The 13,737-nt window shown below is 56.1% G+C and carries 9 protein-coding genes; 1 reads left to right on the plus strand and 8 read right to left on the minus strand.

Annotated features, from left to right (window positions below; all coding sequences use genetic code 11):
* Nucleotides 1–70 precede the first annotated feature (70 nt).
* From E9531_RS00510 to E9531_RS00545, 8 genes are all read right to left on the minus strand, one after another.
* Nucleotides 71–889, minus strand: a complete 819-nt coding sequence (locus E9531_RS00510; RefSeq protein WP_136571783.1) for an ABC transporter ATP-binding protein — start codon at nt 887–889, stop codon at nt 71–73.
* Nucleotides 883–1,968, minus strand: a complete 1,086-nt coding sequence (locus tag E9531_RS00515) for a FecCD family ABC transporter permease (RefSeq protein WP_244609920.1) — start codon at nt 1,966–1,968, stop codon at nt 883–885. Before E9531_RS00515 ends, E9531_RS00510 begins: the two co-directional genes overlap by 7 nt.
* The gene (locus tag E9531_RS00520; protein WP_211343339.1) at nt 1,965–3,176 is read right to left on the minus strand and encodes an ABC transporter substrate-binding protein; all 1,212 of its coding nucleotides are present in this window, start codon (nt 3,174–3,176) and stop codon (nt 1,965–1,967) included. The genes E9531_RS00515 and E9531_RS00520 overlap by 4 nt, the downstream gene beginning before the upstream one ends.
* A gap of 39 nt (nt 3,177–3,215) precedes the next feature.
* A complete protein-coding gene (locus tag E9531_RS00525) occupies nt 3,216–4,421 on the minus strand; it encodes an MFS transporter (protein WP_136571784.1) in 1,206 nt (401 codons plus the stop codon).
* Between the two features lie 36 nt (nt 4,422–4,457).
* Entirely contained in the window at nt 4,458–6,860 is a 2,403-nt protein-coding gene (locus tag E9531_RS00530; protein WP_136571785.1) for a TonB-dependent receptor, read from the minus strand.
* A 415-nt stretch (nt 6,861–7,275) separates the two neighbouring features.
* On the minus strand, nt 7,276–8,610 hold the full coding sequence (locus E9531_RS00535) for a sigma-70 family RNA polymerase sigma factor (protein WP_136571786.1): 1,335 nt from the start codon (nt 8,608–8,610) through the stop codon (nt 7,276–7,278).
* Nucleotides 8,611–8,737: 127 nt separating this feature from the next.
* Nucleotides 8,738–9,766 (minus strand): FecR domain-containing protein, encoded by a 1,029-nt coding sequence (locus tag E9531_RS00540; protein ID WP_136571787.1) that lies wholly within the window; start codon nt 9,764–9,766, stop codon nt 8,738–8,740.
* Nucleotides 9,763–10,275: a sigma-70 family RNA polymerase sigma factor gene (locus E9531_RS00545; RefSeq protein WP_136571788.1), complete on the minus strand. Its 513-nt coding sequence runs from the start codon at nt 10,273–10,275 to the stop codon at nt 9,763–9,765. The genes E9531_RS00540 and E9531_RS00545 overlap by 4 nt, the downstream gene beginning before the upstream one ends.
* A gap of 197 nt (nt 10,276–10,472) precedes the next feature.
* Here E9531_RS00545 and E9531_RS00550 point away from each other — a divergent pair, with 197 nt between their 5' ends.
* Nucleotides 10,473–13,643, plus strand: coding sequence for a glycerophosphodiester phosphodiesterase family protein (locus E9531_RS00550; protein ID WP_136571789.1), 3,171 nt, complete (start codon nt 10,473–10,475; stop codon nt 13,641–13,643).
* Nucleotides 13,644–13,737: the final 94 nt, after the last annotated feature.

Raw genomic sequence — 13,737 nt, forward strand, 5'->3', positions numbered from 1 at the left:
TTCAGTCCACACTGTGGAGTGCGCGTGGCAGGCCACTGTCTACACAAGCTGTTCAGGACAACGTCCAAGTTCAAGTGCCGCCGTCACTTGAACTTGGCCTTGGTGCAACAGCATCAATGAAAACATGGGGCTGGCCATGGCTGCAGCGCTCCACTCGGGCGTGCACGCCATAGGTGTCGCGCAGCAGCGCGGGGGTGATGACCTCTGCGGTAGTGCCGTGCGCGATGAGTTCGCCTGCATGCAAGACCAGCGCATAGTCGGTGTAAGCCAATACATGGTTCAGGTCGTGTAAGGCAGCAATGCACAGCGCACCGCTAGTCTGAACATAACGGCGAATGAATTGGAAGAACCCGAGCTGGCGCCGCAGGTCCAACGCGCTGGTGGGTTCGTCCAGCAGCAGGACATCAGGTTGGCGCACCAGTACCTGAGCAAGGCTGACCAGTTGGCGCTGACCTCCGCTGAGTTGGGATATGTTGCTGAAGGCCAAATGCGCAATCTCCAGTGCGTGCAGAGTGTCTTGAATGTGGGTGTGTTCAGTTTGGTCGACACGCCAATGCAAGGGTTGCGCTTGCTTGAGTGTGAGGATCATGGATTCGTACACATTCAGGCGGGCTTGCACCTGGCTGTCTTGCGGCATGTAGCAAATGCTAGCTAGTGCGTGCGCATTCGCGCTACCACTGCTGTCCTTGCGCAAGGCCTGAACGTTTCCTTGCCCAGGAACCAATTGCGCAATACGTTGCAGCAGACTGGATTTGCCTGCTCCGTTGGGGCCAAGCAGCCCCACAATTTGTCCGCCGGTTAAAGCTGGCGTGCTGACCGACTGAATGATTTGTTCCTGGCCATAGCGCACGCCCAATTGGCTCAGTTCTAACGTAACGGTGTTCACCATGCGGCCCTCTTTCGGTCCATGACCAAGGCGATGAAAAATGGAATACCAATCAGCGTAGTGAGTATGCCAATGGGGAAAATGGCACCGGGCAAGATCGCTCTACTGAGCAGCGACGCCAGCGAAAGTACCAGCGCGCCGCACAGCATGGACGCGGGCATGAAAAAGCGCTGGTCTTCACCGACGAGCATGCGTGCAATGTGCGGCGCCACTAGTCCGATGAAACCAATAGTGCCTACGGATGCGACTGAACATGCAGCCAGAAAACTCACCATCATCAGGACCTGAAACCGCAACCTTGCCACGGGCACGCCCATGCTTTTGGCCTTTGTTTCTCCCAAGCGCAACGCGGTCAGGCGCCAGGCACTCCAGATAAAAAATGGCAAAGTCATGGCGATGGAGCCAGCGACCAAGGCCAGTTTGGGCCAAGTGCTTTTGGTCAGACTGCCAAGCGACCAGAATACGACCGAGGCGACTGCTTGGTCTGAAGAGAAAAATTGCACTACCGCCAAAAGCGCCTGAAACACAAACGACAAGGCCAGGCCAAACAACACAATCGTCTCTTTGTTGACGCCACGCCGGTTGCTGAGCAAATGGATTAAAAATGCCGAAAGCATGGCCATGACAAATGCATTGACAGGCACCAGATAGGCGGCAAGCCAGGGGATCACCCCCACGCCCAAGGCAATGGCCAGTGCGGCGCCAAAACTGGCTGCTGCAGACAAACCCAGCGTGAAAGGGCTTGCTAACGGGTTGTCCAGAATGGTCTGCATTTGTGCGCCAGCCAGTGCCAGCGCCGCCCCGCAGAACACAGCCATGAAGGCGGTGGGCAGGCGCAGTTGCCATACGACGGTGCGCAACTGTTCACTGACTTCGCTGGGGGTGAGTAAGGCTTGCAGCACTTGCTGCGGCGTGAGACGGAGGGGGCCGTACCCTAGGTCGCAGACCACACTCACAACCAATACCAGTAGCATGGCGGCCAACCAGAGCAGCTTGCGTGAAGTGTGTCGATAGTAGGCTAGAGGCGTATCTGCTTGCATGGCGTGCAGTAGCGGTGTTGATGGAGTCAGGTGCGATTTCATGGACGCGGCGCTTCAATGGCGGCGAAATAGCCCGGTGCATAAACCACTGGCAAGAAATCTCGGTGTAACTGTGCAAAGTTCGCTTGCGCATCGAAGTCGGCAAACAATTGAGGATGCAGCCATTGGGCCAATTGCTCGACCACAATGAAGTCATACGGGCTGTTGTAGAACTGGTGCCAAACAGCGTAGATGCGATTGTTGCGTGCTGCGCGAGAACTTTGGTAAGCCAGTTTGTTGGGGTATTTCTTCAGGGCCGCTTGCACCTTGCTTGCGCTGGCATTTGGGCCAACCGGAATCCAATCGCCTGCTGGGTTGTAGGCGGCCCAGTCTCCGCTGGTCAGCAGCACAACTTCAGGATCAAACGCCAGTACCTGTTCGGTGCTGATTTGCCCGAAAGTGCCGTGAATGTGCTCGCGCGCGAGGTTGCGCCCACCTGCCAGTTCCACATAACGGCCGAAATTTTCATTGCCAAAGCTAAAGCAGCAGTCTTGTGTCAATCCGGCAATGCGTTCAATAAAGACGGTGGGCGTTGTGTGGGGCTGCGCGTTCAGGCGCTCTTGTACGCGGGCCAGTGTGGTGTTGCGCAGAGCAATAAAGGCATTGGCGCGTTCGGTTTGTTGCAGTATCTGGCCAAACAGGCCAATGCTGAGGTTGGTATTGCGCGCAGGGTTGTGACGAAAGTCCACATACACCACAGCAATGCCTAAGCGCTCCAGAGCTTGTACTTGGGCAGAGTCTTTGGCAAGACGTTCTGTTTCCAGGTTCAAAAACACCACATCGGGTTGCAGTGCAATGGCTTTTTCGATATTGAACGTTGCTGCTGAGAAACTGCCCAATACAGGAATGTCGGCAATTTGTGGAAATTGCGCAAGGTACTGGCGGTAGGTATCGGGGTCAGCTTGTTGCAGGTCAGCGCCCCAACCCACAATGTGCGCAGCAGGCTCTGGCGTCAGCAAGGCCACTGTATAGAGCTGGCGTGATTCCTCCAGAATCATGCGTCGCACGGGCAAAGGGATGCGCACTTGCCGACCTAAAACATCCGTTACGGTGATGGTATTTGCTTGCCCATGCGGGGGCGAAACCTTGCTTTCCTCGCTGACTGCGCTAGTGGATGCCCAGACGTGGGGAATCCATGCAGCCATGAAAAGGCACAGCACAAGAGCCAGGCGGGGTATGCAGCCAGTCAGAGAGGATGCGGTTGGTTTCATGGTGGTTTTTTGAGTGAAATAGAGTGAAGGTCGGGGCAGTCAGCCTCGACGTATTTGTGTATAGGCCACTGTCAAGGGCAAAGCAGCCAGCGCAAACGCACCACCCATCCAGAGGTAAATGCTGCTGAGCCATCCGCCATGCACTAACGCGCCGCCGGCACAAACCCCAACGGCCGAACACCATTGGGAGATGCTCTGACTGCAGCCAAGCACCTGCCCACGTTGGTCATCGCTGCATTGGCGTGAGATCCATGCGGTTAGCACAGGGGTCGTGCCTGCCAGTAGGGCGCCCATTGCCAATTGCGTGGCCCAGAATAGCCATACGCTGCGCACGCTTGCTATAGCGCAAGCTAGGCAGGCTAGGCCCACGATGAGTGCGATTTGTAGGCCCAGTGTGTTGGCGGGCGATAAGCGCTGGGCCCAGTGAGCCCACCCTAGCGCTGCACAGCAAAAGCCTGCAGCCATCAAGCTGTATGCCATGCCAATTTGCGGTGAGGTCATCTGCAATATCCCATGGGTATACAGACTCCATGGCATTTGCATCAGCAAGCGCGCCAGCACCAGCAAGCCCAATGCAGCCATCACGCAGGGCAAGACGTGGTGTGCGCTTTTAGATTGATCTGGGTTGCCCGGTATTGATTCATGCGTCTGCAAAGCAGGGGACCGTGCAGGGTGTGGTGTTTGACGCGGTAGGAGATGAATGACCGCCCATGCACAAAATGCACACAGGACTGCAGCCAAGGCGTTGAGACTGGCAAAAGGGAGCCATTGCCACAGCAAGCCACCCAATAAGGCGCCGGCGACGGAGCCTAAATTGGTGGCCATTTGCAAAGCCGCAAACAGCAGGTGTGGGCGTTGCCCTTGCAGCAGTTGTGCGCCATAAGCCTGCGCAGGAGCAATGAAGCCAGCCAAAAGTCCTTGTACAAAGCGCCAAACCAGAACTTCACTGGGGCTGGCAGCCATGGCCAGCCCCAGTTGACTCAGACCCAGGCCGAGCAAGGCTCTGACCATCATCCAGCGGTGGCCACACCGATCCCCCAGGCGGCCCCACCAAACGCTGCTCATTGCCATGCCCAGCATGGGCAGCACATACACCCCGGTGCTGGCCAGTGCAGACCAAGAGGCGGGAAAGCGCCCGGCTGGATCGCTGCTGACATCACCCATCATTTCTTGCAGTACCAGCGGCCAGAATGGATTGCTGAGTTCCATTGCGCCCATGCTGATCCATTGAATGGCGATCAGCATTCGAACATGCCGATCGCGCCAGAGGGTCAGCACAACTTAGAAGTCAACACTGGCCGATAGCATCAAGGTACGCGGCATTTGCTGTGAGACGGCTCCCCAAGAAGTCACCCCTACCCAGGCATTGCGGTTGGTGACGTTTTGTACACTGGCTCGCAATGTGGTCGGCTTGCCCATCACTTCTGTGCGCAGACGCATACCCAGATCAAAACGGTTCCATGCTGCAATATGCAAGGTATTCGTTTGGTTGACGTACTGCTTTCCGGTGTAAGTCCAGTCACCAACTAAAGTCAAATTGGGGAGTGCAGGAAGATCCCACTCCAGCCCCAGGTTGGCCAACTGCCTAGGAGCGCCGATTGGTTGCCTTCCAACCAATGCGGCTGTGGCTGATTTCGTGAATTCTGAGCGCATCCATGTGACGCCGCCGAGCACGCGCAGACCGTTCCATGGTTCGCCATAGGCGTACAGCTCTAGACCGCGGTTGCGTTGCTCGCCATTGGTGATGTAACGGCCTTCTTGCAGGCCTGCACTGGGCTTGTCGATTTGGAACAGGGCGGCAGTTGCCACCATGTTGCCAAAGTCGTACTTGGTGCCGATTTCATATTGTTTGCTGGTGTAGGGGGCCAGCACTTCGCCGTAATTGCTGGCTGATGGAGGCGCAATATCCCCTTTGCTCAAGCCTTCAATATGGTTGGCATAAATCGACCATTGCGGTTGTGGCCAGAAGACGACCCCAATGGCAGGTGTCGTGACGGTCTGGTCGTACACGTTTGATGGAGCCCCACTGAGCAGGTTGAAGTTGGTGGACTTCACGCGTTGGCGGCGCAAGCCCAGTGAGACCTGCAAACGATCATCGAGCATGGTCATGGTGTCGACCAAGGCCACGCCAGTGTTGCGGTTTTCATGAATGCGAGGCACTTGGCCTGGTCGTGCCAGATTTTGCTCTGGGTACGAAATAGGGGCGTAGATGTTGGAACTCACAGGGGAGCCTGCAGCCAGCACACGTTTGAAGTTTTCTTCGTACACGGCCGTTTGCAAGGTCACGGAGTGGCGAATTGGGCCTGTCTCAAAGCGTGAGCGCAAACCAGCATCAATGGTTTTGCGGTCGACATCGAAAATGGCATAGGTTGGGGTGATGTTGGTGGCGCCACTTTCGCTGACCAGACGTGGGGCCGAGTCATACACGCGTGAGACATCTGCGGTGGAGGTTCCCACATTGGCAAAAACCGCCAACTGCTGCGTCACATCCCATTCGGTGCGCAGCAAGGCTGCACGCTCTTTGTTTTCAGACCACTCCCAAGGCTGGGTCACGTTGTTGCGGCCATCGGGCGCGCTGGGCATGGCATCCAACCCTGAGGGCATGATAGGGCGGCCCACGCCTTTGATTTTTTCGTTTTGCGAGAGTAAGTCGAGTGTGGCGCGAAATCGCTCGGTTTCGTAGTCCAGCGCCATCGCCAGAACGTTGCCGGTCATGGATTGGTGGTCCATGGCCGTATCGCCACTGTAGGTGCTGCCATTGACGCGAATACCCCATTGCGCTTGCTCTCCAAAGCGGCGGCCCACATCGGCGTGCGCGCGCAGCAAGCTGTCGGAGGTGTAGCTGGTGGTCAGCCGTGCAGTATCGCCACTGGCGCGTTTGGGGGCGATATTGATTACCCCGCCGACAGAGCCATTGGGCGACATGCCAAAGAGCAAGGCACCCGGGCCTTTGACCACTTCGATGCGGTCCACATATTCCGAGCGCACACGGTAATTAGGGGCAACACCATAGATACCGTCCAACGCAATTTCTCCGGAGTTGCCTTCCCAGATTGGAAAGCCACGGATGAACAAATTGTCGACGTTGCCGCCTGGCAGAACGGTGTAACGTACCGATGGGTCCCGGTTAATCGCATCTGCAATCGATGGTGCTTGTTGGTTGGCAACGGCCTCTGCGGTGTAGCTGGTGGTACTGAATGGCGCATTGAAATGGCTGGTATTGCCGAGAACGCCCAAGCGCACGCCTTCGGCAACTTGCCCGCCGACCGCAGGGGCAGGTAGCGCATGAACGGATTGGTCTCCTGCGCTAACAACCACTTCAGCCAAGTCAGTGTCATGACTGGAGGCTTTGGTTGAGGGCAATGTCACTGTGACGGTATCTCCCACCACGCGCCCTTGTAGGCCTGAGCCTTTGAGCAGCAGTTGCAAGCCTTCTTCAATGGTGTGCTGGCCTTTGATGGCCGGAGCACTGCGCCCTTGAACGGCATCAGGGGGATAGACCAATTGCAAGCCACTTTGCTGCGCCAATTGGTCCAACGCATGTGCCAAGGGTTGTTCGGCGATATCCAGGTTGACATTTTGTGCTGCTGCCCATTGCAGTTGCATGGCCAATCCCAGAGCAAGACACGCACGGGCGGCAATGTTGAGCGAATGGCGCTGAAGGGGCTTAGGAGAGAGAGACATATTCAAACATGCGAAGTAAGCGGAGCGGTTGCGCAGCAGAGGACTGTGCTGCGTGCGTTCCAAGCCAAAAGAAAGCCTAAAACCGTTGGTGTAGTTGCAGGGATGCAGGCGATGCTGCCTTCGGGGCGCAAGGGTTGAGTGACCCATTTGCGCTGGCCTTACCTACTAAAACGCAGGACACGTAAAAATCCTGAAAAATAATTCAAAGAAAAACGATTTGCAGTTACTTTTGACTCTAAATATGGACTCTAAGAATGTGTTTAGGATCTCCACACAGTCGCGCAAGACACAAAAAAGGTGCGCTGCTGTGTTAAAAATTTTCGTTGGGCAGATTGCCCGACTGCGGTTTTGCCACGCATCGCATCCTTTGGGTCCCAGCGCGGTCTGCGTGGAGAGCCCAAACGTGTTCTAAAGCTTATTGGTGGCGGGCATGCACACGAATGCTGCCATCTGCCTGATCGCTGACTTGTACAGGCAAGACTTGGCTTAACCCTGTGAGCCAGTTGCGTGCATCCCGCACGCGCATGCGCCCGCTCACTTGCAGGGCTTGTACCTGAGAATCGATGTCGATGCGATGGGTGCTATAGCGTTGCAACCGTGCGGCAACGTTGGCCAGGCGCTCACGGTCAAAAATCAAATCTCCGTGGCGCCATGTGGCTGTCGCGGTGTTTTTTTCTACTTGCCACGTTTGGGCGATGGATGCGTTACGCGGCACTCGCAGGCGCTCGCCAGCCTGCAGCGTTACCGCTGTTTGCTTTACCTCACCAGACGAGTCACCAGTGGGCACCACTTGCACCACACCTTCTTCCACCTCCACCACAATGGCTTGCGGCTCCAGTCCCACGCTAAACTGCGTGCCCACCACGCGCACTTGCAGGCTGTCTGCCTCCACAACGAAGGGGCGCTCGCTATCGGTTTGAACAGAGAAAAATGCCGCGCCTTGCTGCAGCAAAGCGTGTCGCATGTGGGCGCGATACGTGATTGCTACGCGGCTGTCGGCATCCAGTTGAATCTGGCTGCCATCGGGCAAGGTGCGATTGAGCATGTTCCCAATCTGGCTGGTGATGGTGTCTTGCCATTGCACGCGCTGGCGCCATAAATACCAACTTGGAATCCCCGTTCCTGCGAAGACAACCAGCCCCAGCAAGGCCGACAGGCTACGTCTGCGTCGCGAGCCTTTTGCTGAAAGTGCTGCGCTGCCATTAGCGGCGGCATAAACAGAGGCCGCTGGTGTCGTCCCGCGCCAGCGGTGCAACGCGTCTTCGAGCAAGCTATCAACTTGCATGATGTCACGCTCAACGGTGTTGATGGACACACCTAAAGTCGCGGCGATGCCGTCTTGGCGTTCACCGTGCAGGCGATGCCGAATGAATGCATCACGCTTGCGTTCGGGCAGCGTATGCAAGACATCATCGACTGCGTGAAGGGCTTGCCGGTAGCTCAGTCCTTCGGCGACATCGGTATCGTTTTTCCCTTGGCTGCGAATGCCCATATCGCGCATGGCATTGCTTTCAACACCACGCCGGCGTGCCATGTCGATCAGTAGGTGGTCGGCCACCGTAAACACATAAGCGCGGGCTTGCTCATCACTACTCCACGAGGAGGTGGCCTGTTCCGTGATGCGCAGCCAGGTTTCTTGGCATAAGTCGCGCGCTTCTTCAGCATTGCCGACTCGACGCAAGAAAAACCGCAGCAGTTGTGGCTGTAAATGCTCGAAAAAGTCCGAAAAAGCAGGGCTACCGACACGCAAGAGACGACCTTTGAGGCTGTCGCGAAAGCAAAGTGCAGACTTGCAAGCGCGATAAAAGAAGGAATAGGATGTAAATGGGAATAATTATCGTCTTTATTGTATCAGCGGGTATTCACATGACTCGGGCTCATGGATTTTTCGCAGGTGCGACGGTCACCCACCAGCGCGTGCGGTAGTGCAACTCAACCGGCAGCGTATGCGCAAGAAATTGCAGCGTGCGGTCTGTGTCATGCAAATGGAAGAGGCCGGAGACACGCATGTGGCCAATGCGTGGGTCGCAAACGATGCGGCCATGGCGGTAGCGTTCGAGTTCAGCAAGCAAAACCTGCAATTCGATGTTCTGTCCTGCAACCACACCGTCAACCCAAGCATTGGCCGCAAAGCCTGGCGAATCGGCCAGATAACTTTCCTGTGCAGTCAGCCAGTGGCTTTCACCTGCCAAGACTGTGGCCACAGCCGTGTTGTGCGAATTGGCTGGGTGCAAGGCAACAGCGCCTTCTTGCACATCAATGCGCGCGCGCGCATCGTAGAGTCGCACTGTGAAGCGGGTGCCCAGTGCCTGCATGCGCCCCATTGGGGTGTGCACCCACAACGGCCGTTTGCTGCCTTGCTGTGCTCGTGCTTTGGCATCTGGGCCGGTGGTTATTTCTATTTCACCGCGTAGCAAGGTGATGACGCGTTCAGTGCCAGTGAGCGCGATGCGTACAGCACTGTCGGTATTCAGGATCAGGGTGCTGCCATCTTCGAGGTGTAAGGTTTTCTGTTCACCCACTGTGGTTGATGCGTCGGCCAGCATGCGTTGCCATGGCGCTTGCTCACGCACGAGCCACACGCAGGGAATAGCCATTGCCGTGAGCGAAAGCAACTTAAGAGCTTGTCGGCGCGTTGTGGTGTGTTGTTTGCTGCGAAGCTGCAAGGCGCTTTGCAGTGCGTCGTGTGCAACAGCATTGGGCAGGGGGCCAAGTTCGGCCTCAAAGCCTTTGAAGCTGCTTACCCGCTGCCACGCGATGGCATGCAGGGGCTCCGCTTGCAACCATTGGTTAAAAGCCTTCAGGTCTTGTGCGCTGGGCTGGTTGTAATTGACGCGTACCGCCCATGCAATGGCCGCTTGTACCAGCGCTTCTGGCAGTGCTTGGTGAGTTGCAAGGGGCTTCATGCTTCAAAGCGGGATGCATAGCAGGCGCGCAGACCCTGGGCGACATAGCGCTCAGCAGTGGCCAGGGATACCCCTAAGTGTTTGGCAATTTGCGGGCAAGTCAGGCCATCAAGTTGTGCAAGTAAAAAGGCGCTGCGCACTTTGGGCTTGAGGGTATGCAGCAAGCGGTCAATTTCCATCAAGGCTTGCAGTGCTTGTAGGCGGACTTCAGGTGCAGGCATGGCTTCTTCAGGCAAGGCTGCCAGCGTTTGCAACCAGGCTTGCTCCAATTCGCGCCTGCGCCAATGGTCAATCACTAAACCCCGAGCGATGGTGCTGAGGTAGGCGCGCGGCTCGTGCAGGGGCTGTGCCAGCATGCCACTTTGGCGTTTGCTCAGGATGCGTACAAACGTGTCGTGGGCCATGTCTGCGGCATCGGCTGCATTTCCCAAGCGGCGGCGCAACCATTGTTGAAGCCACTGGTGGTGGTCGGTGTACAGGTCGGCCAAGTTGGTTGCGGCAGCTGGCATGATTGAAATGAATCTATATGAAAATTATTCGTATTTTATTGTTTTTTGCACCACACAGAAGTATCCACTTTGAGATTGGCGAGTTCCTGTGGCGCTAAAAAATTTGCGTGAGAGTGCCTTGAATTGGTCATTTAACTATCAATAAATTGACAAATCATGCGGGAATACTGCGGCCTTTTCCAACGAGGTAATCCTGTATGACTTTGCTCAGAACCCCATTGGCCGTGGCCGCAACTTTGGCTATCGGCTTGGCGACACCTGTTTTTTCTTATGCGTTTGGTCAGGCGCAAGCCGATGCTGTGCCTTCGTCTAGTCTCTTCAATAAAGCGGATGTCACATCCGAAGTCATCCTGGATCAAAGCTTTGAGGGCTTGACAGAGTTGCCAGAAGGATGGCTTAGACATGCCAGTAACAAAGGCACCGTCTCTGTGAAAGATGGCGCTTTACTGATTAACGGCAAGGCTGACTCCTACAACATGACAGGCGTTGCCTTGCCGCCTGAGTATTTGGAAATGGAGAACTACCGAGTCGATGTCGATTTCACTTTTTTGGAGGCCAACGACGGAGGCCGCTGGGGCAGTGTGATGTACAGAACGGCTGCATCTGCAGAGCCCTACTACCAATTTGCAATTCGGCGTGATGCTACTGCTGCAAATGGTACCGAATTCGCGTTCCGCAACAACAACGGTTGGAATGTCCAAAATAAGGTGAAGTACAGCGAGAACATTGACCCGGCCAAAACGTACCGTGCCACGGTGATTGTGCATGGTGAGCGTGTGCAACAGTACCTCAATGGTAAATTGCTGCATGAAATGGTGATGAAGCCCAATACTGGTAAAGGAGGCATTGGCCTGCAAACGGCTGGCGTGTTGATGCGTGTGGACCACATCACTGTGACTAAACAAACCAAAGCACTGCCTGAGCCTGTGATACCTGTAATTGATGCCCAAGAACCAGCGACTTCCGTTTCCATGGCGCCTACGTTGGTCGACTTGGGCGGTTTTTCCGGCGTTCAGCAAAGCCGGGCCAGTAATGCATACTTTAAGCTGTCGCAAGACATGCAACTGACGGATGGTTTGGGGCGGCCTGCTGGCGCGCTGATTGATTATTTGCGCGATGCCAGCCGCAACACCATTCCCGCTCTGTATGTGAGCGATACGGCTACAGTGGCGGCCTTGAAAGCTATGGCCGAAAGCGAACTGATGACGCTCAAGGATTTGACGCTTATTTCCAGCAGTGTTGAGGTGCTGGCTGGCGCGCGCACCAGCTTGCCTGAGTTGCGCGCAGCACTTGACCTCTCCAGCCTCAGCCGCCTGGATAGCGATGCCGACATTGTGCATGTGGTCGACCAGACCAACCGCGCGGGTGCCAAGATTGCCATCTTGCCTGCGAGCCTGCTGAGCAAAGCCAAGGTCGCTCACTTACAGCGTTTGCTGGTAACGGTTTGGGGCCAAAGTGATGCTAATACGCCAGTGGAGGTCGCGAATGTGTTGCTGACCGGGGTCAATGGGGTCGTGACGGCTCATTCCAGCGAATTCGCACGCGTTTTAGGGCAGTTGCCCAAGAACACGCTGCTGCGTAAACCGATTGTGGTTGGCCACCGCGGGATGCCAGGCACCACCGATGAAAACACCCTTGAAAGTGCCCATGCGGCTGTGCAGGCCGGTGCCGATGCGGTGGAAAACGACATCTACATCACCACCGACGGTGTGCTGGTCATCATGCATGACGACACGGTGAACCGTACCACCGATGGTCAAGGCAAGATTGAAGAAATGACTCTGGCGCAAGTCAAAGCGCTCAGAACCAAAGGCGGCAATTACCAAGTACCCACGCTGCAAGAGTATTTCGATGCCTTTAAAGACAAGCCCATCACCCATTTCATTGAGCTTAAGAGCGGGAATGCCAAGATCGTTCCTGCCTTGAAAAAACTCATTGAACAAAACGACATGCACAACCAGTCGGCGATGATTTCTTTTATTGGCGATCAGCTCAACCGTGCTCGTGTCGACTTACCTGGCGTTTCTGGGGGGTTGCTGACTGATCCACCGAATACGGGCAATTCTACGCAGGATGTCAACCAGATTCTGCGTGATACCCAGCAGTACGCCTCCACATTCAACCCCAGCTATGGCAACTTGAAGCAAGCCACGATTGAAGCGGCCAAACACCGCGGCACTACGTTCTGGCCCTGGACTGTGCGGGATCAAAGCGATTTTTATAAGCTCTACAGCTGGGGGATGCACGGCATCACGGTCGATGACGCGTATTGGGCGAAGGACTTTCCTGTTGCAGTGCTCGCTGCAAATGCGGTTCAGGACGTTGAGTTTGCTACGGATGTGACCGTGCCTGTCACGTTAACCAGCCAAGTGGGGGAGCAAAGCACGGCTGATGCCAATACGTGGGTATATCTGGAAGGCAATGCCGAGCCTATCATGGGGAGCAATGGCCGCTTGCGCTTTGAGGGGGCAGGCACCGCCACGTTGTTGCCAGGTTACCGATACAACATGGACAGCACCAACAGTTATGTGATTTTTGGCGCTCCGGTGACCTTCCGTGCTGGCAAGCCTGTTGTAGGGGTGGATGTTTCTATCACTACGCCAAGTGGTGGTGATGTCTCTTGCTCCGCAGGGCAAGGCAACAGCGCCGTGTGTGGCGTGCAGCCGCAGCCAGGTTACCGGGTTGTGCAAGCGCTACCTGATGGCACGTGTAGTGCTGGTCAGTGGAATGCCGACTACACCGAATACACGCTGAACAATGTGCCTGCCAATCCAGGCACACATTGCACGGTGCAGTTTGCATTTGAGGCCCAGCCCGTGCAACTGCCGCTCAGCAGCATAGGCCAGACGGGCACGTTGGAGTTGGCCGTCAGTGGTGGTGGCAATGGGTTGTGGCGTTTTGATGATGCCGCTGCACCTAGCCTGCAGGAGGCTGGAGAGTTGCCTGAAGGCGTGAGCTTGCCGTATGGCGCAGTCAGTTTCCAGTTGGATGCAGGCACTGCGGGGGCAACTGCTGAGGTGGTGTTGACTTACCCAGAATCCTTGCCGAGTGGCGCCACGTATTACAAGTTTGGCCCTACACCTGAACAGGCTGAGCCGCATTGGTATGAATACCCCAATGCGACCATCAGCGGCAATACCGTGCGCTTGCGCTTGCAAGACGGTCAAGTGGGTGACAACGACCTGGATGCCAACGGTGTGATTCGTGATCCGGGTGGAGTCGCTGTAGTGGCTGGGGCGCCATCACCGGCCAACGCAACCCCTGTGCCCACAACGGGGGTGCTGGGCTTGCTGGGTTTGTCGGCCCTGTTGTCAGCCTTCGGTTTGCGCAGCCAGCGTCAGGCGCAGCGCCAGCGCGTGCAGCGTTAAGTTGACGCTTATCTTCCTTGTGTACACCGCCAGCACTCGGTTGCCAGTGCGGTGATTGCTGACACCATGGAAAAGGGCTTGCGGCGTAATGCCT

The sequence above is a fragment of the Lampropedia puyangensis genome (assembly GCF_004833285.1).
GTDB classification, from domain to species: domain Bacteria; phylum Pseudomonadota; class Gammaproteobacteria; order Burkholderiales; family Burkholderiaceae_C; genus Lampropedia; species Lampropedia puyangensis.

Coding starts and splice junctions, on each gene's coding strand:
- E9531_RS00510 (WP_136571783.1), bottom strand. CDS start 889: ATGGTGAACACCGTTACGTTAGAACTGAGCCAATTGGGCGTGCGCTAT.
- E9531_RS00515 (WP_244609920.1), bottom strand. CDS start 1,968: ATGAAATCGCACCTGACTCCATCAACACCGCTACTGCACGCCATGCAA.
- E9531_RS00520 (WP_211343339.1), bottom strand. CDS start 3,176: ATGAAACCAACCGCATCCTCTCTGACTGGCTGCATACCCCGCCTGGCT.
- E9531_RS00525 (WP_136571784.1), bottom strand. CDS start 4,421: ATGCTGATCGCCATTCAATGGATCAGCATGGGCGCAATGGAACTCAGC.
- E9531_RS00530 (WP_136571785.1), bottom strand. CDS start 6,860: ATGTCTCTCTCTCCTAAGCCCCTTCAGCGCCATTCGCTCAACATTGCC.
- E9531_RS00540 (WP_136571787.1), bottom strand. CDS start 9,766: ATGAAGCCCCTTGCAACTCACCAAGCACTGCCAGAAGCGCTGGTACAA.
- E9531_RS00545 (WP_136571788.1), bottom strand. CDS start 10,275: ATGCCAGCTGCCGCAACCAACTTGGCCGACCTGTACACCGACCACCAC.
- E9531_RS00550 (WP_136571789.1), top strand. CDS start 10,473: ATGACTTTGCTCAGAACCCCATTGGCCGTGGCCGCAACTTTGGCTATC.